The sequence below is a fragment of the Microcoleus sp. Pol7_B2 genome (assembly GCF_036701035.1).
In the GTDB taxonomy this organism is placed as follows: Bacteria; Cyanobacteriota; Cyanobacteriia; order Cyanobacteriales; family Microcoleaceae; genus Microcoleus.
This window is the reverse complement of the sequence record NZ_JAUBQB010000063.1, coordinates 1-22,493: the sequence shown is the minus strand read 5'-3', so window position 1 is coordinate 22,493 and position 22,493 is coordinate 1. Positions and strand designations below refer to the sequence as shown.

Here is a 22,493-nt window from a genome sequence, read left to right as displayed (position 1 = left end):
GACAGTTATATAGTATTATAAAAATCTTGACTTATCGGGAGCGGGAGTATGAGCATTGTTCCACGCGGCATGACAGTCACTGAGGCTTATCGGCTTTATCGGTCAGGTAACTTATTGGTAAACAGAAAGTATCAAAGAAAATTAATTTGGTCAGTTGACGAAAAAGAAAAACTGATTGGAAGCCTTTTAAAGGGATATCCAATCCCTTTGATTCTACTAGCTGAACGTCCTCAAGTTCATGGAAGTGGAAAGTATGAGATCATAGATGGTATGCAGCGACTTAATGCTATTTGTGGTTTCATTGAAAATTTATTTGCATTTAAGGGCAGGTATTTCGATCTTAACGAGTTCTCCTATGCCAAACAATTAGCTGATGACAAGGTATTTGAATTTGAAGAAAGTTTAGATAAATTAGATAGAAAAGAATGTGCAGATATTTTAGATTATCAGCTTGCAGTAACCATTTACACTGCAATGGATGAAAGCGACATAACAGAGGTTTTTGGCCGAATAAATTCCGGTGGTAAGCATTTAAGCAACCAAGAGAGACGACAAGCAGGTGTAACGACATCATTCGCAGAAGTGGTTCGTACAATTGCTATGCAGTTGCGGGGGGATGATACTCGGAAAACGCTTCGCTTATTTGATATGCCCCAGGTTAGTATTGATTCCAAACAGAATAATCAAGGTTATGGGATTCAAGCAGAAGACACTTTGTGGTGCAAGCAAGGAATTCTTAGTATAGCTGACCTGCGTGATAGTAAAGATGAAGATATGATAGCAGATATTGCAGCATCGATATTACTTAATCAACCTCTAAAAAGAAGCAGAGAGAGGCTAGATAGTCTGTATGATGAAGAGAGCAACGAATTCCAGTTAATAGAGAATAGTCTTGCAACGTATGGCTTCAAAAAACTAGAAGAAGACATTGTAAAAACCTTCTCCCTTCTGGGAGGAACTATTGAAACATATAGCTCAGATAGTAAGTGTTTACAAAATATCGTAAACCCAGGCATTAATAATCCAATACCGCAGGCTTTCTATACAATATTCATGGCATTTTTTGAATTAATAATTGATTCAGAACTTCGACCTGCCAACCCTCAAAAGATTATGCAAGCACTCAAAAAGCTTCAGCAGAAGTTACAGCTAAGCAAGCGATATGCAGCGATAACGGATCGTATTAAAAATATTAATCAAACTAAGGGACTAATACAAGACTACTTCGCCAAAAAAGATAAATCCACTCTAGGACAAGGTGCTGAGTTGATACAAACATTCAAAAATTCCTTACTTCGTTCTCGTATAGAAACTGCTAAGTACGAGTGCAAGCAAGGTTTCCTCGATCTGTCACCAACAAGTAGAAAACTAAATGATGGTTTACCCCAGAGACTTGTTGAGACAATTTGCGGAATTGCCAACTCCGATCCCGATACAGATGGATATATTTTCATTGGAGTAGCTGACAAAAAGGAAGATGCAGAAAAAATTAAAAAATTAGATGAGATTAATCCTATTGAAATCAATGATAGATATGTTGTAGGAATTGATAGAGAAGCTAAGTTTTTAGGTAAAACACTAGAGGATCATGTTGGGATATTAATTAATGCCATTAAAAAATCTGCTTTGACAGACCCCTTAAAAACTCAGGTTCTGACGAAAATTGATACTATATGCTACAAGGGATGTTCTGTGATTAGAATAAATATCCCATCCCAAAAAGAGGTTTCATTCGTGGGTGAAAAAGCTTTTATTAGAGAGGACACTTCAACTGTAGAAGCTAAAGGGCAAAAACTAATGGCTGTTTTTCAAAGTTTCCAAAAGTAGTTTACGAATATCAGAAAAGTACGATCGCCCAAAACATCTTCCACCATCATCAATCCGCTTCTAATCCGCCGGAATCATCCCCGATCGCACCCTTAATATCCTCTCAGCAACGGCGGATGCACCAAAAAAAACCCAAAACCCAGGAAGTAGAGGGGGAGTAGGTTTGATGTGTTTGTGCGCGTAAATGGCGCGATCGCCCCCTCAAGTGCAATTCCTAACCTCGTTTCACTCTCCCTGCGGCAAATTCTCCAGCCAAACCTCTAAATCCTCGATCGACTGAAAATCTAACAATTCCTCTGCTAGAGTTTCAATTTGCTCGATCGACAAATCAGCAATTCTAGTGGTGATAGATTCCGGTAATGTTCCAACTCGCCGATTTAACAGACGGCGATTTAACTGACGTAAAATCAAGGCTCTTCCTTCTTGTTCGCGACCTTGCACAATGCCTTGTTCAATGCCTTGTTCGATGCCTTCTTCGATGCCTTCTTCCTTAGCTTCCCGATAAAACCGAGTTTCCTCAAGCGTAATCCCTAACATCGCCTCTGCCTCCCTTCGGTTCAGATTTGTAAACTTGTAAACCAGTATTGTCGTCAGCATCTCTATTATGGCGCGACTCGCTGCCTCAGATTCCTCCCGCTGCGATCGCGCCAGCAACAATCGCGCCGCTTCGGGCGTACTCGCTTCGTCGATCGTCGTCAAAGCCATCAGCGCCACCCCCAGCGGCAACTGTTCAATCTCCCCCAACTCATCCAAATATACCCGATGCACCTGATTGCAGTTCAAGAGCGATCGATACGGATGCGTTTCTGATTGTTCAGTCGATCGACTCGGATAAATTACCACCGCTTCCCAATCTGTAAATCGCTGACGGTTGCGATAAAAATACAAAAACGACTCACCAAACAATCGCTCATAAAGCAATTCATCCCGCTGAAACTGCACCTCACAGAAATATACAACTCCAGGCTCAGCATCCGGCGGCAAAAACACCCCATCAATTTCAAACTTCGGTTCCTTCACAGCAACGGAGTCAAATCGATACTGTTCCGCATTCGATGGTGACTCTTCCAATAGCTCAAACAGCAGCGTCGGAGCTTCTTGAAATAACTTGTAAAATATTGAATCTCGACGCATTAACCCAACATCTCCTCTAACCTATGCAACTGCTCGAACCGTCAGTCGATTTTAGATTTTAGATTTTAGATTTTAGATTTTAGAATTGACTCGCCTTGATAAATCTGGGAGGTTAAGCTTTAGTCTAAAATTTGGGGAATATCCACAACCATTGTCCGGGGCTTCCGTTTTTTTGCTGGTTGCAAAAACAGCAAATGGGTAATCAGCTCAATCAATTCTAAAGGATTCCCGATAGCCCCAGATCAAAAAATATCCTATATTTTCAGTCCTAGACGCACTCCCGACAAAGAAACCGGGTTTTTTACTTAATCTTCGAGTACGAACGAAGGATTTTTCTAAAAAAACCCGGTTTCTGGCCCCCCGTGCGTAAGTCCTAATTTTGTTAATGGGCGATCGAATTTCGCCCATCAGCATTCCGTGTTTCCTTACTTTCAACTCGTCCAACCTCAAGCCGTCAGCCAGAATCAACAAGCGTGACTTGACGGGGGTGACACTCGTCTGGTGGGTCAATAGTAGCTTGTTTGATGCGTCCGCGTGATCGCCCACTCGCACCTCAACAACCCCCAACCACTCATAATTGCCACAAAAATTCAAAATCCCAAACCCAAAACTGCCCAACCCCAGTACGATCGATCTAGTTAGCAAAAATAAGTAAAAACACTACCGGAGTAATTTTTATGGATCTGGTCGTACTCCAGAACTGGCTGGACAACATCTCCTTTGCCGTTTTGTTCTCCACAATGCTCATTTACTGGGTTGGCGCAGCATTCCCCGGCATTCCCTACCTGGGGGCCCTAGGCACCGCAGGAATGGCCGTCGCCAACCTATCCATCGCCGCTTTACTCGGTTCTCGATGGATAGAAGCCGGCTACTTCCCCTTAAGCAATCTCTACGAATCCCTATTTTTCCTAGTTTGGGGAATCACCGCCATCCACCTAGTCGCGGAAAACATGAGTCGTTCCCGCTTAGTAGGAGTAGCCACATCCCCCGTAGCAATGGCAATATCCGCCTTTGCAGCCCTGACTCTGCCTGAAACCATGCAATCTGCAGAGCCCCTAGTACCCGCCCTCAAATCCAACTGGCTGATGATGCACGTTAGCGTCATGATGCTCAGTTACTCAACTTTAATGGTAGGAGCGCTACTGGCGATCGCCTTTTTAATCGTCACCCGCGGCCAAAAAATCGAACTCACGGGTAGTTCCTTCGGCACCAACAGCAACCGCAACAGCAACTACCGCCTCCAACGCCCTCAAAACCCCGAACCTCAAATTGCAGAAACCAGCGCCGACAGCGCATTAGCTTTCAGCGAACCCTCTTTCAACTCCAACAATAACGGTTTGGGCACCACCGCAGTGCTCGAATTAGCCACCGTTCAAACCTCATCAACCGCCCCAACTCAAACCGCAGAACTTCTCTCGCCCCAGCGATTGAATCTAGCAGAAACTCTTGATAACATTAGCTATCGCATCATCGGTTTAGGATTCCCCTTACTGACAGTTGGCATTATTGCCGGTGCGGTTTGGGCTAACGAAGCTTGGGGATCTTACTGGAGTTGGGACCCGAAAGAAACTTGGGCGCTAATTACTTGGTTGGTATTTGCTGCCTACCTGCACGCCCGCATTACTCGTGGCTGGCAGGGAAGACGCCCAGCAATTTTAGCCGCCACAGGTTTTGTGGTAGTTTGGATTTGCTATCTAGGCGTCAATCTGTTAGGCAAAGGTTTACATTCCTACGGTTGGTTTTTCTAATTCCTGATCCACCAATGGGCCAAAGAAGAACAGGATAAGTCAAAGAATCGGGATTAATATCATCTCCAGTTGTAGGGTGGGCAATTCCCACCTTACTCAACCAACGAGATTCTAATAATTAACTCCATCTTCCTTCTTCCCTTTTTTTACCCGCTCAGCTTCGCCGAAGGCCCTTCTTCCTGCTTCTAACTTCTGTCTTCCTGACATCCGTTACATCCGTTACAAAATCCGTTGCCGAACTTCCTTCATTAAAATAAGGACAATTAATATGGACGAATCGCCAATATTTCCCCAAGAAGACGATGTTGTGTCTGCCCCTACCAGCGCTTTGATGTATCAATGTACATTCAAAGTCAGCGAATTTATGGCAATTATGCAGGCGAAATTAGTAGACGAAAAATTATTTTCAGACGGTCTGGATTGCGAGCTATTAAGTGCTGGCAAAGACTGGACAAAAGGAAAACTTAGAATGCGTCTGGAGTTCATTCCGCTCGAACCTGAAATCAAAGAACAAAAAGCCCTTCCTGCCGCTGCTGAAAGATCAGACACCGTGCAAAACTACGCCGTAGATAGCTCAAATCAAACCGATATAGATGAGCGATTAAATCAATGTGACTCAACAGAAATAAGTAATCATTTTCCTATTTCTAGGTATCCAGACCGCGACCCCCAAAGTATAGGAATGTGGAGCTAGGAAGGCAAAGACTGAGAGATTGGGAGAGGGGGATGCTTCCCCTTCTTTGCTCAAAATCCATCGGTTAAATTCCGTACACTGATCGTTGTCTAACTTCCTTATTTTTGCTTAATGAAAAACTGCTCTCATGGCTGAATCTTCCAATTGGACGCACCTGCACGCTCAAGTTCACAGGACGCTGCTATACCGACAAATATTGCCATCGAATCAGCGCTTGCTAGTAGCAGTCTCCGGCGGACAAGATTCTCTGTGTTTAATTAAATTACTGCTAGATTTGCAGCCAAAATGGGGGTGGAACCTAGCAATTGTTCACTGCGATCATCGTTGGCGTTCTGACTCGGAAGCCTCGGCCAATCATGTAGAACAATTAGCTAGAAACTGGGGAATATCCTATTATTTGGAAACAGCCTCGGACATCCCCAAAACAGAAGCAGCGGCCAGAGAGTGGCGATATCAAGCTTTAACCGAAATTGCGATCGCCCACAACTACCCCTACATTGTTACAGGCCACACAGCCAGCGATCGCGCCGAAACACTCCTCTACAACCTGATTCGCGGCAGCGGTGCCGACGGACTTTCCGCCCTCACCTGGACACGGCCCCTGCTCGATTTTAGATTGCCGATTGCCGATTTTAGATTGGGGAATCCCGGCGAAAATCTCAACTCCCAAATATCTGCCGATTTTAGATGGGAAAATCTGCATGAAAATTCCCAATCGAAAATCCAAAATCTAAAATCTAAAATCTATTTAGTTCGTCCCTTGCTCGAAATAACTCGATCGCAAACAGGTCAATTTTGTCAAGAGCAAAAACTACCCATTTGGGAAGATTCCACAAATCAAGACTTGCAATATAGTCGCAACCGGATTCGATCGGAATTATTGCCTTATTTGGAAACTCATTTCAACCCAAAAGCCCAACAAGCGCTAGCTCAAACAGCCGAACTCCTCCGCGCCGACGTAGAATATCTCGAACTTGCAGCCAGCGAGTTGCTACAGCGAGCAATGTCTCCAATTGCAGACAGCCCGCAGATGAATTTTCAACTTCCCGTGAAGTTAAATCGCTCGATTTTGCGTGAAGCACCCCTGGCCTTGCAGCGACGCGCAATGCGGCAACTACTGCAACAAATATTGCCCTCGGCGCCGAGTTTTGAAAGCGTAGAAAAACTAACCAGTTTAATCGTAGCGCCCAACCGATCGCAAACCGATCCATTTCCTGGAGGAGCGATCGGTCGAGTCGAACACCCTTCGATAATTTTAGATATTAAATTTTAAGCTGTTATCAAACCCGAAAGGACTTGCCGCAACTCGGAAACTACCCGATCTTGCTCGTCTCCCGTCTCCTGCACGCGATCGAGTTCCCCCGCCACCGCTTCCAGCTTTTGCCGTAGCGCATTCAAATTGTCCTGCACCGGCTGCAACATTTCTTGATAAACATTCAGCCTGCCCCAGAGTTGCGCCACTGCACCTTTCTGGTTGAACAAATTCTGCTCTAACTGCTTGAGTTCGTAGCGTTTCGCCTCACTTTCCCCATTTTGGCGGTTGACATTTGCCTCAATTTGGGATATGCCTTCCCGCACCTGCTGAATTTCGTTTTCCAATCTTTGCAATTCTTGGCTTTGCTGCTGGCGCTGAGTATTGAGCTGTGCGACAATCGGTCCCAAATCAATATCTCCTCGCTCTTGTTTTGGAGCATTAGCAGTACCCAGCCGCCGCCACAGCACCGCCTGATGCTGCTTTAAAACATCTTCCCGTTCCTGCAACCGGAGGCGCTGTCCCACCAGAGTTTCGTTTAACATCTGATAACTTTCGAGTTCATCTGCCATTTCATTTTCCAAAGCCATGCGATCGTACTCGCTAGCAGCTTGAATTTTCCCTTGCAGTTCCTCGATTGTCTCCCGCTGCAGAGTTAACTCTTCCTCTTGATCGTTAACAAACCGGAACACCTTTTCCAAATCCTGTTGCAGGTGTTGCACCAGCCCCTGTAACTCATCAACAGGCATCTTCTCCAAAGCTGACACATCTACTTTCTGCTCCGTACCTGCAGCAGCACCCGAAGCAGATGCGAGCCTGGAAACTTGCTGGTAAAGATCCTCAACAGCCCGCACCTGCAAAGACACGGACTGAGCCTGGTCCTGCTTAGCGCTGAGGGTACTTTGCTGCCCTTTAAGCTCCGCCCGAGCCCCGGCCAAAGCATCTTGAGATTGGTACCACTCTTGCCAGCGGTTTTGGAGGCTCTGATTTTGTTGATCGACCTCTTCTTGTTGCTGTTGAGCTATGCTTTGTTTTTGCTCCAACTGCTGCCAGTGCTGATCCAGAATTGCCTGTTGGGCGCCCACGGCACTAAAAGACTGATTGAGTTGTTCCCGCACCCCTTGGGCAGAAGCAATTGCCCCTCCCAGCTTCTGCATCAACTCCTGAATCCTCTGGGTCTGCTGCTCATCAACTACTGCCCCCTGCGGAACCTCAGACTGCTGCTGGGCCACCCGTTGCTGCTCGCCTCGCAACTGTTCCCAAGCCGTCTCAATTTCCACACGACTGCGATCGACTTCTTCTCGCAGTCGGTTAGCTTCATCTCGAGTATTTTCAATTTCTGAGCGCTGAGCCTCCAGTCGCTCCAACTCCTCTTCCATTTGAGCCAACTGCTCTTCCCGGGCTTGCATTTCCATTTCCCGGCGATTGAGTTCTTGACTCGAAAACGTCAGAGAAGCCTTCCACTGTTCAATTTCCTCTTCCTTATCCTTAAACTTATCCTGCAATCGCGAGAAATTTTGCAGAATGCTCACCAACTGGCGGGCCGCCTCCTGAATCCGCTGCACTTGCTTGCTAGCGCTCAACTCAACCAGCACCAGCGTGCCGTCGTTAAACTTATTAGCTTCCTCAACTGGGATCGCGTCATCGCCTGGTACGGCGCTCCAGTTATGTTCGCCTCGCTGACAAGCTAGCAGTTTCAGCTCAGCCTTACCGCCACCGAGACCAAAGCCGCTTCTCTGTTTTTGTACTTCCGCTAGATACAGCACACTAATAGTCCTCTGCTTCGTAAAACCTATCCCAACTTACTTTAAGTTACTTAAAGGCCTAAAAGATAAGTGGTGTTTACTTCCTACGCTGTTGGGTAGACGGCTAATTCCAACATAAGTAGGCTATCCCCCTTAAGCCAAAGGTTCTTGACTAAAGATAACACTGCGTGTGATTTTTAGTCAACTTACCTAAAGTAAACAAGTATAGGCAAGTAAGGATAACTTTTTGCCACTTAAGTCTTACTTTTTGGTATCGTTTGCCCAATCGGGGGATAGCATTTTTTTCTAACTTTAGCAGCACTCACGCATAGCACGTTCTCACGGGAGAACTTCCATAAAGTACGGCCGCCGCCAGTTGTCTGGAGGAATGAGACAGCAGTACCCATGCCGCTTGATTAAAGACTAGCTCTCACTGCGGAGACTGCCATAGGCCAAACCTGAAAAAGGTCAGTCCTTGAACCTCCCCACATCTAAAGCCGGGGATTCTTGCCCACCTTTAAGACGACAACGGGACATTCAAATATCCCTCTACTGACTCAAAGAACTTTACTTATCCCGGAGCGCATACTTGCTGAGTCCTTCATATTTTTAAGGTTGAACGTGACCTATGCTGCAATTATTTGCCCTTTAACTATTCCGAATTAATCGGATTAGTGCCTTACCGGGGTTGCTCGCCCTCTAGGATATTTCAATGGCTTGAAAATTATTCTTACTCTGGCGAATTGCTCTGTGCCGATTATACCACTCTGGTTTTAGCAACACAATCGTTTCACGAGACTTAAAAGTCCCTACCAACTAAGCCCCAGGCCTAAATCCCCATGTCCTTAGCCCAGGGCTGGTCTCTGGCGTTTCGATAAAAAACTTTCTATTGATTTCACAACTTAGTTAGGGGTCGATCGCCACAAAAGCCCTCGCTGCCCCCAAGCCGGCGCCCTCCTCCGGCGGACTAGGGATTTGAGCCGCGCTGCCTTAGAATAGGGTAATGACGCGAGCCTATGACGCTCGCTGCAGGCGAGCAAAAAGGTTGATCGGCACTGAGGGTTTTCCTGACAATTGCCAACAAAGGTTCATTTTGACTGCACCTGATTTTAGGGCTGTGGCAAACCCAAAAAAACCTTGATCGCAACTCATCCAACCCAACAGACTAGCCTCAAGTTGCCATCGGGCCTCGCTCGGCACTTGCTGCTGGTAGCAGCGGTAAAACCAGAGAATCCTCGCTATTTTGAAGTTGACCTACGCCAAGATGTGTTGGATAAACTGACGGCATACTCAGCCAAAAACTTCAAAACTTTAGCCATCGAAGACTTGAACCAGTCGGGAATGCCAGCGTTGCACACTCGAAGAACCCGTGCAATCGTGCGGTGTGGATTCTACGAGTTTAAGCAACAGTGGGAATACAAGGTGAAACTCTACACTTAGAGAATGCCGCGAGTTTCGCGGTTTCAGCTTGTGGACTGGTAGCCCGGCCGAGGAGCGACAGCAAGTATAGCCCTTTCGTCAATTCCCAATTGTGAGATCGGCATCAGCGCGTAAATTATTGACGGAAACTAAAGTCAATCTTTTCGCCAGCTCACAGTCTTTCCGAGCTCAGACGCCAACGGTTTTAAGGAGGATACTTTAGCTGCATGCAGGGAAATTTGAGTGAAATAGACATCCGCAGCATCCTGCAATTGATTGAGTTAGGTCAGCGAACCGGAGAACTGTTCGTAGAGGCCTACACCTCCACCGGCAGCAGCACGGGTACTCAACCTACCCTGCGCTCCCTTGCAGGACAATCCTGGTATGTCTTCTGCTTCAACGGTCAGATTATTTACGCTACCCAGAGTGCGGGCAGTTTGTTTCGCTTGCGCGACTACCTGCGCCGCTACAAAGCAGATACCGCCCTCGACAAAATCCAAGTTCCCTATATGGCATCTACCAATGCCCCAGAATACGGCTACCTATGGGCCCTGCTAGAAAACCACATCCTCACCCCAGCTCAAGGGCGCAACATCATCCAGAGCATGATCCACGAAACCCTATTTGACTTACTCAGTCTCCACCAGGGTTCCTTCACTTTTGAAATGGGCCCAGCTTTGGCTCCTCAACTGACCAGCTTAGAAATTAGCTCGCTGCTGGCCAAGATTGTCAAACAGGTGCAGCAGTGGAAGCAGTTTCACCCTCACATTCAGTCGCCCAACCAATGCCCGGTGATTTCAGACCCCTCCGAGCTGCGAGTCGCGCTGCCTGTCAATACCTTTAATACTCTCAGACGCTGGGCCGACGGGCACACTTCGATCCGCCAAATGGCGCGCTACCTCAACCGAGACGTGCTCACTGTCGCTAAAGCGATTTACCCCTTTGTGCAGCAGGGATTGGTGCAAGTATTTTACGAACCCTCTGTTGCCCCCACCAACAACAAAAAAGAATGGTCGTCGCCAGAAACTAAGGTTCCTAGAGTTGTCTGTATTGACGACGACAATACTATTCGCAAAACAGTCGAGTCAATTTTAAATGAACACGGTTACGAAGCTACTACGATCGGCAATCCCCTCCAAGCCCTGAGTTTGGTGTTTCCACTCAAACCCGATTTAATTCTGTGTGACATCGCCATGCCGGAACTCGACGGCTACGAAATTTGCGCTATGCTGCGTAGTTCTAGCGCTTTCCGGCAGACGCCGATCGTGATGCTGACGGGCATCGACGGATTTATCGATCGCGTTAAAGCCCGCATGGCTGGAGCTACAGACTTTTACACGAAACCTTTTGGTGAAAGCGAGTTATTGATGCTGGTAGAAAAATATGTGGGCCCGGGCTACCCTCGGCTCAATCTCTCGGAAAGATTATTAGACCGCTCGCTAGAAGACCAATTAGAAGAAAAATAAATTTTGCACCCATGCCTTGATGGGAGCTTTTTTGTACCTGCGGTTAAATCGAGTCTCGGCCGCCACAAAGAGAAAGCTGGGGGTACTATTGGCGATCGCACCATAAACTAGAATGTATTAATCCGCGCGCTGGCATAAGGGCGTCGGTAAAACTCTGTTCAATTTCTAGGCCCAAGTGGGTCTAACACGCTCAAAGTGCAAATATAATATACTTGTTCTCCACTTGCAGCCGCTCCGAAAAACTGATGTACAGAGCTACTTATTGCTAGGTATTTCTGTACAAAGTCAGAGAGTCCAATTCTCACTCTTAAGTGACTCCGTTCATGATTGTCGCGACACCAGCCATGTCAACAACTCCTCGCTAATCCGAGTATCGGTTTAGCATTCATCGCAGAAATTACCCAGAGTTTTACCAATTGAGACGGCGGTGGGAGTACAAAGTGAAGCTTTAGGGGTTTCAAATTAATTGTTCGTAGTCGATTTGAGCTAATTTGTAAGCATTGGTCGCGCGAATTTATTGATGGCAGTCAATTATTGACGGAGCAAATTTATTGCCAAGGACCTCCGGAAGTCGCGCCATTCACCCCTGGGCTGTGTCAAGCTTGGCTGTGTCAAGTTTCGACCATCGAAGTTTCCATCGAGTTCTTCTTGGCAGGAAACCTCAACAATTTGCTAGAAATGCAGGTGTCAGAATTATGATTAGCGGTAGCCCAGACTTTATATTACCAGGACTAGGCGTAGATCCGGCTCCGGAATTCCAAGAACTAGAAACTCCCGAAGGCGAGCTGCACCTGCGGTTCTACGTTCCTTCGGGGAACGAGTTCGCACTGCCGGCGACAGGGATTAGAGAGGTACTATCCCCTTCCCCAGACCGAATGACACCGATCCCCAACGTTTCCTCTTTGCTTTTAGGTACGCTAAATATGAGAGGACGAGTGATTTGGGTGGCAGACCTCGGCCAATTTCTGGGAGACCAAACACCTCTCAACACAGATAGACCCGAAATCCCGATCGTGGCTGTGGAAGACCAAGACACGATTTTGGGGCTAGCAGTCGATCGAATTGTGGGGATGGACTGGCTCGACGTAGAGCAACTGCACTCTCAGAACAATGCACCAGACGGCATGATTCCATTTCTGAGGGGAGAATGGATGTTAGGTGCACCAGCTCAGAAAGTGCTCCGACTGCTAGATCAAGTGAAAATTCTGCGCTCGGCGCGGTGGGCAGCGTGAAATCGATTTTAGATTTGCGATTTGCGATTTTCGATTGAGGTCTAACCATCAACAGTCACACGACTTGAGGCGCGCATCTAAACATTCAATTCAAGATAAAAATCAAAAATCTCAAATCTAAAATCTAAAATCCAAAGAGGGCGGCAAATGGCAACAAGTACCAACTTTCAGCAGGACTACCAACGGGCAGAAGCGGCCTACATGGATGGCAATTATTCAGAAGCCGCAGCCCTAGTTTATCAATTAGTAGAAGATTTTCCCGAAGACCCCAGCGCTCGCCTGCTGTGCGGACACATTTACTGCTACGGGCTGCAACAGTATGAGGTGGCGCGGGAACAGTACACAGTTGTGCTAGGCCTGAGTGACGACCCGAGTTTGGTGGAACACGCTCACAACGGAATTACCTACACAGACCAATTTTTATCTGGAGAGCTGCAAACGGAAAATTTCGAGGCTTTGTCTGCTGAAACTGAATTAGAATTCTACCCAGACTTATCTCTTGATGAAGGGTTAGAAGACCCGGATTTGGGACTTTTCCAAGGCAATTCCCCATCCCTTTCCTATAGAAGTCAATCCTCAGACGACCTGGAAAACGAGGACTTGGCAGACTTGGGCATGAGTGGCTTGGGGTGGGAAGCAGAAGACGACGATGGCGCCGGCTCAGTCCCAGATTTAGCCTCACATTCTAACCCGTTTGGTGGCGACAGCGGCGGAATGGCAGCTTATGCTGAGACCTCCGACTCGCTAGACGACATAGACGAGTTTGCCGACTCGGACTTTGGAGACCCTTTTGCCTTAGATGATGGAGGGTTTGATGCTGCTGACGTGTCTAGCAGCAAAGTGTCTGAGAAAAGCGCACCTTACTCAGGAGATTCGTTTTCAGAAGCTCCGACTCAGATGCTCAACGGTCAAAGTTTTGCCTCTTCAGAAACCGGGAATTCCTTCGACTCGAACCAACTAGACTCCCCCATCGGGCCCTCGGACAATTTTGGCGAACCTTTTGCTGGGCTCGATTTGCCAGACGAATTCGACGAGAACTCCGACTACGATTTCCAAGCCCCGCCCCAGAGCGGCCAAAATTACGGTAATAACGCACCTCTGGCCGAAGAGGAAGACCCGTTTGCCGAGGCGATGCCCTCGTCGGGTTTCGGGTCTTCTCGGCCTCAAAACAAGCAGCCGAATAACGGGTCGGACTACTCATCAAACTATTCGCTGGCGGAAGACGAAACGCTGTTGATGGGAGGTGCTGTCCCTAACTCTCAAAGTCAAAGGTCGAGCCGGGGACAATTTAATTCAGTCGATCGATCTTCCGCCAACAGCAACGGTTACAGCGACTCGGAACCCCCAGCATTTAGCTCTAGAGACAACTTCGAGTTAGATGCTTTTGAAGACGACGCTTTTAGCGATTCTTTCTCTTTCGACGAAAACGAACAAGCGACAGCTTTCGGGGCGTCCGACAAGAACGACAGCGCCTGGTCGTCAAAAACTGGGAACGCTCAAGAACACAGCGACTTTTTAGACGAATTTGACGAATTTGACGATTTGGGGAATTTGCCGGACTTTGATATCTCAGAAGATGCCACCAGTTCGATCTTGACTAGAGGTAACACCAATTTCGGCAACTCGACCAGCGGCATGATGGGAACGACCGGCAGCAGCCTGGACTTTGACAACAGCGATGGCTCAGCAATTCGGGATGACGAAATATTTAGCATAAGCGGCCCGGCTGATGCGTCTGTGTCGAATTTTTCTCCCACCGAAACAGAAGCGGTCGATACTTCGGTAACAGTAGAACAGGGGGGACTGGCTTTCTTGGAAAATGCCCCTTTGTTTACAAAACAGTTGTACACGGCTATCGGGGCGGGACTGGTTTCTCTGGTAGCTGTGGCTTTCGTCACCAACATTGCCTCCTATCAAGCTCTGCGGCAAGACAAACCCGAGGCGATCGTTTACCTGCGCCAAACAGGCTGGGTAATGACAGCAGCAGCAGGCTTTACCAGCTTTTTAACTTCTTGGGGCATCGGGCAGTTGATCGCCAAGCAGGTACGCAAGTCGTCGGACAATTTGCAAGCTCAGTTCGATGCGGTATCTCAAGGAACTTTGGATGCTCGCGCTACGGTTTACTCGGAAGATGAATTTGGCAAAATGGCTGCTAAATTCAACCACATGGCGAAGGTCATCCAAACCACGATTAGCGATACCAGGCGCAAGTCTGACGAGCAGGAACAGGCAAAAGAAGACTTGCAGCGCCAAGTGATTCGCTTGCTAGACGACGTGGAAGGAGCGGCCCGGGGTGACTTGACGGTGACTGCGGAAGTGACCGCAGACGTTTTGGGTGCTGTTGCTGACTCGTTTAACTTGACAATTCAAAATCTGCGCGAAATTGTCCATCAGGTGAAGCAGGCGGCTCGGGAGGTCAGCAAAGGCGCTACAGATAGTGCTAAGTTTGCGGGCGATTTGTCTTCCGACGCGCTGCGGCAAGCTGAGGAACTGGCGGCAACGCTGAATTCGGTGCAAGTCCTCACCGATGCGATTCAGCGGGTCGCAGAGAGCGCTAGAGAGGCGGAAGAAGTGGCCCGGGGCGCGGCGGCAACGGCTCTGAAAGGAGGCGAGGCTGTGGAGCGAACCGTGGCCGGGATTTTGGAAATTCGAGAAACGGTAGCAGAAACCACGAGAAAAGTCAAGCGGTTGGCCGAAGCTTCTCAAGAAATTTCTAAGATTGTGGCTTTAATTGCGACGATCGCCTCTCGGACGAATTTGTTGGCCCTCAACGCCAGTATTGAGGCGGCGAGAGCTGGGGAAGCGGGCAGGGGTTTCGCGATCGTGGCAGACGAGGTGCGACAATTGGCGGACCGATCGGCTAAGTCTTTGAAAGAAATCGAACAGATCGTGATGCAAATTCAAAGCGAAACCGGCGCGGTTATGACGGCGATGGAAGAAGGGACGCAGCAGGTTATTGAGGGGACAAGATTGGCAGAACAGGCGAAGCGATCGCTTGAAGATATCATTCAAGTAACTAATCGAATTGACGTGTTAGTGCGATCGATTACTGCCGACACTGTAGAGCAAAACGAAACAGCTCGCGCGGTCGCCAGTGTGATGCAAGCGGTGGAATTAACTGCTCAGGAAACATCCCAAGAAGCGCAGCGAGTTTCGGGTGCTTTGCAAAACTTGGTAGGCGTTGCTCGCGACCTTTTGACATCGGTGGAAAGATTCCGAGTAGAAACAGCAGAAAGACAATAATTAAGTGTCTAATGCTTGTTTTGCTGGCTGATTTACAAGCAAGTTGGTCGGGCAATGATGGCCTACCAAAAGCAACCTCGCAGTCTTGAAACCACTGCGAGGCTGCTAATTCAACACCTAAACAAAGTAGGAGTTGCACAGATGGAGGATAACATAGTAGAGGTAATTTACGGCATATTTGGCGAGATTCAGCCGATGAGCTGTATTATCTCTAGTCTAGCAAAAAATAGCTGGGGCTATGCCAATAAAAGGCTTCGCATTAACGGTGGATGGAAAACGTTTACTGTCCATGGTTTAGTATTAGAACATTCATTAGATCTGCAAATCAGACCCGAAGACTTTGCTTGCCATACTTGCGATATCCGCACCTGCATTAATCCTAACCATTTGTGGGAAGTTTATCGGCGGGAAAATTCTCAATATCGGTTTAAAAAAGAACATATTAAAGATGTCCGAAGTACATCTGCACCGAAACATCAAAAACAACTGCCAGACCAAGAAATAATTCCCGGTACTCGAAACCAAATACAGCCGAACCGCAGCATGATTTGTACCTTGGCTAAAAGAAGTGATGGTGACGCCATTAAAGGTACTAAAATTAATGGCAAAACAAAAAGTTTCTACGGTCACAGACTTGTACGGGAACACAAACTGGGAAGGCCTGTCAAACCCGGTTATTTTGCGGGTCATAGTTGCTACGATCGCGATTGTATCCATCCCGACCATTTGTGGGAAGGAACCCCCGCCGATAACTCCCGCGATGCCAAGCGAAAAAAACCGCTTTCCTTGCGTTCCCGGCTAGATATGTCCTAACCGCAAACTCCAAACCGAACAAGTGCGGGAGATTCGCTATCTTTTAAGTGAGGGCATATCGAAAGCAAAAATAGCCAGGACATTTGCCATATCTCGCAGTCAGATTATTCTCTTGGCAAGGGGCGAGATATACAGAGAGCTTCTCTAGAACTACTAACATAGACCCAATACAATAACGCTTAAAATCAGGAATAAAACTATGCTGCCGGAGCAACAACAGAGGATAATGGGCTACTTTATTGAGGAGGCAAAAGACCACCTCAATACGATCGAACAAGGGTTGCTGAATCTGCAAACCACGATCGAAGACCCAGAACTGGTCAACGAAGTATTTAGGGCCGCTCACTCTGTCAAAGGAGGAGCAGCAATGCTGGGGCTGACGAGCATTCAGCAAACAGCTCACCGACTAGAAGATAGTTTTAAAGTTTTAAAAGAGTGCAGCGTTAAAGTAGACCAACAGCTAGAGTCCCTTTTTCTGCGAATTTTTGACACATTGCAAGGGCTGTTAGAGCAACTGTCGGGGCCTTTTGGACTGACAGAAGAATTGGGAGAACAGATGGTTCGAGAATTAGAACCAGTATTTGAAGAGCTCAACGGGCACTTGGGGGGACTCGTTGGACACGGAGAATACCATGCAGACGATAGCTACGCGATGCCAGTACCCGAACAAGTTATGGCGGGGGTGGGAGTGGGGACGTTTGCCTCATCAAGGAGTTTTCCAGATTCGCGGTCAGTTTACGCACCTGATGCCAGAGCAACAGAAGACAGCGCGCTGCAGCTAGTATTTGACTCGGACGTGCCGGCGAGGATGCGGGAACTCCTGCAAGAGTTCAAACAGCCCGAGGGGCCAGAAAGCAGGCGGCAACTCAAGAACATTTGTCGGAACTTGCTCAGGGCAGGGGAAGAATTTGAACTGCCCTGCTGGATAGAATTGATCCAAGCTGTATCCAAGGCGATCGCCAACCCAGAAAATAGCTACCGTACCTTAGCGCCAACGGTGATCAAAGACATCAAACAAGCGCAAGAACTGGTAATTTCTGGTCTAGAATCGTCGATCGCACCAAGCGCAAAACTTCTGGCGCTGCAGCCGGCTGTTTTGGTTCCAGAAACGGATTTTGAAGATTTGCTGGCCTTCGCTCAACCGAGTAAATCCGGGACAAATGTGGTTTCTGTTGAGGATGAGGCCTGGGATCTGGTGGGATCGGGCGATGCCACGGATGGATTGAACAAGTTGCTGCCGACTATTTCTGGGCTGAGTATAGACGAGCTGTTCGACCAACTCGACAGCGGCGACAGCAACGATGACAGTGGCATTCGATCGTCCCAGTTCGATGAGGATTCCGCCTTCGCAGAATCGGATATGGAGACGGGTGCTTTTAGAGGCTCGACCCGCACCGGCCCGGAAGTGGGCGCGGCAGAACTCAACACTTTAGCTGACTTGTTTGACGGCGAGTCCCCGGAGCTCGACGGCGCTTGGGAAGAAGAAGAAGACCTCGACTATGCACAGTCTTCTGGGATATCGGCGGCGGGAATGCTGGGGTCAGACGATGACAATTCCGGCGATTTTACTGATTTGTTGTTTGACGAATACGATGCCGAAAGTTCCGAAACGAACACGAAGCCTCCGATTGATGACCTGACGAGTTTGTTTGGGGAGGATTTGCTGTTTGGAGAAGAGGCAGAGGGATCGGCATTGGCTGCCGGTCAGAAAAATGGGGGTTCGAGCCAGCGGTTAACTCGCAAACAGGTTAAAACGGGTAACGGTAGGGGCGGTTTGGAGCGGCGAGAGGACACGGTGGCCCCAGCCAGGGGACAAGGGGACGAAGATGCTCTCGGTACGCTTTTGGACGAAGTGGCTGCCCAAACTTCTGCTGGTGGTACGGACAATGCTGATTTCGAGAACTTGTTCGGTGATTTAGGCTTATCTGAGGCAACAGGTGGGCCGGCAGTCTCTTCGGAGTATTCCCTGAAGTCTGAGGCTTTAGACGGAGAATCGAAGGAGCCTGCAGCAGGGGGGGGCAATAATGATTCAGCGGATGCCGAAGCGCTTGCTCTGCCTGAAATGGATGATTTTGATTTGTTCTCTGAGCTTGGCGAGGATTCGGATTTGAGCGAGCTGATGGGGATTACTTCTAATTTCCTTTCTTCAGAAGACGAAGGTGGGGAGAACGGGGGCGATCGAGATCAAGCTGCAGGCACCGCACAAAATGAGGAAATGGGCAACGTTCTTAACATGACATCAAATTCTGATTTAGATATCTCTGCGGATGAAAACTGGCTAGAAGATGCTTTCGGCATGGAAGACGAGTCTGTGCAATCGCTCAACCTGGAGCTGGACGATACGGATTTAGATGCGCTGTTTGGGGATATGACCTCAGACGCGATTTCTGAGGATGAACAGACTGTGCGGGATCGGCAAGGAGTGGCTACCTCCCGAGAAGCTGCCGATTTGGCTGAGCTTTTCGGTTCTGTACCTACGGGTACTGAGTATGACGGAGAAGCTTCGGGGCAAGCCCGTGGGGCTTGGCTGAAGGATGGGGATTCAGAATTGCTGAGTGCGGATGTGGGAGTTGAGGAGGGCGACTTGGGGAGTTTGTTCGAGAACAATGGTGCGGCTGTTTCCGACCAAGGCTTGACAAATTCGGCAGAGGTTGAACGTGGGGCTTTGTCCGACGATCGTCCTGAGTCGGAAATTTCCAATGTCGAATCTGATGAGGGCGCAGCTTTCGATTTCTTGGAGGATATGTTTGGGGAAGGCATGGTGCACCCAGGCGATGCTGGATCGGCGCCAGATGACGGCGCTGCGGATGTGAAGGAGTTGTCTGCCCAACCTGCCGATGGTTTGTTCGACGAGGCGAGTGCGGATTTGTTCGATCGAGCCGCAACAGATGCCGCCGGGGAGTCTGAGGGCGAAGATGATTTGTTTAATGCCCTGGAAACGGATTTTTTAAGTGCGGATTTAGAGCCACTGCCAGCAGAATCTCTCGATGGTATGTTTGAGGGCGATGCTGACTTGCTCTCGGCGATGGAAACCGGGGCTACTCTCAACAACCAAGAGTTGGAGGGTTTTGATGATTTGTTGGATTCGCTCGATGCTGAGGTTCTGGTGACTTCGGAACTGACGACGGGCTTTTGGGACGCTGAGGACGAGTCGGCCCAGGGCGATTCCTCGGAGTTAGATGAGGGGTCGCTGGCAGACTTTTTTGGCGAGGACGAATCAGGCGATGAGGATGCCGAAGGCAATTTTGACGATTTAGAAGCACTGTTAATTGCAGGGGGTGCTGGAGCTGTCATAGCAGCTTCTGGAAGCACAAATCAGAGTCCGGTAAATACAGAAGTTTTCTCGGATCTCGAAGAACTCCTTAGCGAGAGCGCAACTATGCCGGAAATTCACGGGCTACCAGCGACAACTGCTAGTAAAGCTCCGCGCACTGCTGCCGATGAGAGCGACGACGAATTTGGCGATTTGGAAAAACTGCTGGAAGATCCAAAGGACAGCGGCCGCCAAGGAGAAGGCAATATGGGGCAGTCGGCGCTCAACAGACCCAGGCGGAATGCCCGCGCGGGCGGGTTCGGCGACCAGACGATGCGGGTGCCGGTCAAGCAACTGGACAACCTCAGCAATTTGATGGGCGAACTGGTGGTAAACCGCAACAGTTTGGAGCAAGACCAAGAACGGATGCGGCAGTTTTTGGACAATTTGCTGCACCAGGTTGCGCTGCTGAGCGATGTGAGCCAGCGGACTCAGGATTTCTACGAGCGGAGTCTTTTGGAGATTGCTTTGCTGGCAAACCGGCAGGGACACCGATCGGCCTGGCGCTCTGAGGATTCGGCCCACACCCGGGAAAGTGCCTGGAGACCGGAGGAAATGGACAGGTTTACTCCTTTCCACAGTTTGGCTCAAGAGATTATTGAGCTGATCGTGCGGGTGCGGGAGTCGGCCGCGGACATTGAGTTTTTGGTGGATGAGGCGGATCAGGTGACTCGCCAACTGCGACAAGTCACTACTCAACTGCAAGAAGGTTTGACTCGCGCCCGGATGAAGCCGTTTGCGGAGACGACGGACAGGCTGTTCCGGGCAGTGCGGGAAATCGCGATTAAGTGCGGCAAGCAGGCTCAGTTGCAGGTTGAGGGTAAGGATATTTTGATCGACAAGATGATTGTGGATCAGCTATATGACCCGATGACTCATTTGGTGAACAATGCGATTACTCACGGGATCGAACCGCCGGAGGTGCGTCTGGCGGCTGGGAAGCCTGCTGTCGGCAGGATTACGATTCGCGCTTTCCACCAAGGGAACCAAACCGTGGTTTCGGTTTCTGATGACGGGGCGGGGATTGACCCGCAACGGGTGAAGGCGAAAGCGATTAAGCAGGGTATGCTGACGGCGGCTCAGGCTCAGAGGATGTCTCGCTCGGAAGTTTACGATTTGCTGTTTATGCCGGGTTTCAGCACTCAGGAACAGGCTACGGAGTATGCCGGCCGGGGGGTCGGTATGAATGTGGTGCAGACTTCCTTGCAGGAAATTCGGGGCACTGTGTCGATCGATTCAACCATCGGCAAGGGGACTGTGTTTACGATCCGTTTGCCTCTGGTGTTGAGTATTTCTAAGGCTCTGACTTGCATTAGCGATCGCGCTCGCATTGCTTTCCCGATGGATGGGGTCGAGGATATGATCGATGTGCCTCGCGATCAGGTAACGACGGGGGCGGATGGTTTGCCTTGCATTGAGTGGCGGGGTCAAAGCTTGCCGTTCCGGCCGCTGCGGGATCTGCTGGCTTACAGCCGCCATTTGGGTCGGGGCAGTGTTTACGGGTTTAATACTGACGATGACATGATTTCGGTGATCGTGCTGCGCTCTGCTGGCAATTTCTTGGCGGTGCAGGTGGATCAGGTTTCGACGGAACAGGAAATTGTGATCAAGCCGTTGGAAGGGCCGGTGCCGAAGCCGATCGGGATTGCTGGGGCCACCGTGCTCGGGGACGGTCGGATCGTGGCGATTGCGGACGTTTTGGAGCTGATCGATTTGGCTACGGGAAGGCTGCGTAAGGACACTGGCGGTACGCTTTGGGATGAGGGCGATCGGGCTGCTGCGGAGGCGGAAATCGAGAAGACTGAGCCGACTGTGCTGATTGTCGATGACTCGATTACGGTGCGATCGCTATTGTCGATTACTTTCGAGAAGTCTGGCTATCGTGTGGAAGAAGCTCGCGACGGTAAGGAAGCTTGGGAAAAGATGAAATCTGGTCTGCCTTGCGATATCGTTTTCTGCGATATTGAAATGCCGAGAATGGACGGTTTGGAACTACTTTCTCGGATGCAGAAGGATGCCGTTTTGTGTGAATTGCCGATCGCGATGTTGACTTCTCGCGGTGCTGACAGACACCGCCAAATGGCTTACAGTTTGGGCGCGAAAGGTTATTTCACTAAGCCTTATTTGGAGGAGCAATTGCTTGATGCTGCTTCTCGGATGTTGAAAGGTGAGGTTGTTGGTGCTCCGGTTGGTGTGTAATGTGTAAATATGCGTTTATCTGCGGTTAAAAAAGAGAATTTCTCGGCCCGCAGATAAGAATTGATAGAGGCGGATTCACGCAGATAATCTCTAATTTATCTGCGTGAATCTGTGTTGATCTGCCTGTATCTGCGGTTAAAAAAGGGAATTTCTCGAACCGCAGATGAAAATGGATTAACGCGGATTGACGCAGATGTTCGATCGCGCTTTCGGTTTTGGTGGTAGGCTGGGAAAGTGGGGTTTAGCGGAAGGGCGATCGAGGTGATTTATGGATGCTAAAGAACTTTTAGAAAGATACGCTAAAGGCGAACGTAAATTTCCGAATGCAAAGTTATAGTCATTTCAAATAAATGTGAGACAGAGGTAAGATCATGATAAAATCGATAAAAATAGTTAATTAGAAAAAAA

The 22,493-nt window shown here is 48.8% G+C and carries 14 protein-coding genes; 11 read left to right on the top strand and 3 right to left on the bottom strand.

The features are described 5' to 3' along the window. The first annotated feature begins 48 nt into the window (after positions 1–48). Entirely contained in the window at positions 49–1,827 is a 1,779-nt protein-coding gene (locus QUA57_RS20965; RefSeq protein WP_333063398.1) for a GmrSD restriction endonuclease domain-containing protein, read from the top strand. A 225-nt stretch (positions 1,828–2,052) separates the two neighbouring features. Here the strand turns inward: QUA57_RS20965 and QUA57_RS20960 are convergent, their stop codons facing one another. After that, on the bottom strand, positions 2,053–2,961 hold the full coding sequence (locus tag QUA57_RS20960; RefSeq protein ID WP_333063396.1) for an Rpn family recombination-promoting nuclease/putative transposase: 909 nt from the start codon (positions 2,959–2,961) through the stop codon (positions 2,053–2,055). 207 nt (positions 2,962–3,168) lie between these two features. After that, positions 3,169–3,606 (bottom strand): hypothetical protein, encoded by a 438-nt coding sequence (locus QUA57_RS20955; protein WP_333063394.1) that lies wholly within the window; start codon positions 3,604–3,606, stop codon positions 3,169–3,171. A gap of 32 nt (positions 3,607–3,638) precedes the next feature. Here QUA57_RS20955 and ccsB point away from each other — a divergent pair, with 32 nt between their 5' ends. The 3 genes from ccsB to tilS all read left to right on the top strand — a co-directional run bounded on the left by ccsB (position 3,639) and on the right by tilS (position 6,676). Further along, positions 3,639–4,709: a c-type cytochrome biogenesis protein CcsB gene (ccsB, locus tag QUA57_RS20950; RefSeq protein ID WP_333063393.1), complete on the top strand. Its 1,071-nt coding sequence runs from the start codon at positions 3,639–3,641 to the stop codon at positions 4,707–4,709. Between the two features lie 268 nt (positions 4,710–4,977). Next, positions 4,978–5,403 carry a KGK domain-containing protein gene (locus QUA57_RS20945; RefSeq protein ID WP_333063392.1) on the top strand — a complete coding sequence of 142 codons (426 nt, stop codon included), beginning with the start codon at positions 4,978–4,980 and terminating at the stop codon, positions 5,401–5,403. 127 nt (positions 5,404–5,530) lie between these two features. Then, on the top strand, positions 5,531–6,676 hold the full coding sequence (gene tilS, locus QUA57_RS20940) for a tRNA lysidine(34) synthetase TilS (protein WP_333063390.1): 1,146 nt from the start codon (positions 5,531–5,533) through the stop codon (positions 6,674–6,676). Here tilS and hmpF read toward each other — a convergent pair. Then, entirely contained in the window at positions 6,673–8,421 is a 1,749-nt protein-coding gene (gene hmpF / locus QUA57_RS20935) for a pilus motility taxis protein HmpF (RefSeq protein WP_333063389.1), read from the bottom strand. The genes tilS and hmpF overlap by 4 nt on opposite strands. 1,116 nt (positions 8,422–9,537) lie before the next feature. Here hmpF and QUA57_RS20930 point away from each other — a divergent pair. The 7 genes from QUA57_RS20930 (at position 9,538) to QUA57_RS20905 (ending at position 22,085) form a co-directional block, all read left to right on the top strand. Further along, positions 9,538–9,840, top strand: a complete 303-nt coding sequence (locus QUA57_RS20930; protein WP_333063388.1) for a hypothetical protein — start codon at positions 9,538–9,540, stop codon at positions 9,838–9,840. Between the two features lie 206 nt (positions 9,841–10,046). Further along, the gene (locus tag QUA57_RS20925; RefSeq protein ID WP_333037496.1) at positions 10,047–11,285 is read left to right on the top strand and encodes a response regulator; all 1,239 of its coding nucleotides are present in this window, start codon (positions 10,047–10,049) and stop codon (positions 11,283–11,285) included. A 698-nt stretch (positions 11,286–11,983) separates the two neighbouring features. Then, positions 11,984–12,517, top strand: a complete 534-nt coding sequence (locus tag QUA57_RS20920; RefSeq protein WP_039887356.1) for a chemotaxis protein CheW — start codon at positions 11,984–11,986, stop codon at positions 12,515–12,517. A gap of 147 nt (positions 12,518–12,664) precedes the next feature. Beyond that, positions 12,665–15,760, top strand: coding sequence for a methyl-accepting chemotaxis protein (locus QUA57_RS20915; RefSeq protein ID WP_333063387.1), 3,096 nt, complete (start codon positions 12,665–12,667; stop codon positions 15,758–15,760). A gap of 141 nt (positions 15,761–15,901) precedes the next feature. Further along, positions 15,902–16,573: an HNH endonuclease gene (locus QUA57_RS20910; protein WP_333063386.1), complete on the top strand. Its 672-nt coding sequence runs from the start codon at positions 15,902–15,904 to the stop codon at positions 16,571–16,573. Between the two features lie 22 nt (positions 16,574–16,595). Next, positions 16,596–16,721: a helix-turn-helix domain-containing protein gene (locus tag QUA57_RS28760; protein ID WP_445304498.1), complete on the top strand. Its 126-nt coding sequence runs from the start codon at positions 16,596–16,598 to the stop codon at positions 16,719–16,721. Between the two features lie 51 nt (positions 16,722–16,772). Next, positions 16,773–22,085, top strand: a complete 5,313-nt coding sequence (locus QUA57_RS20905) for a response regulator (protein WP_333063385.1) — start codon at positions 16,773–16,775, stop codon at positions 22,083–22,085. Positions 22,086–22,493: the final 408 nt, after the last annotated feature.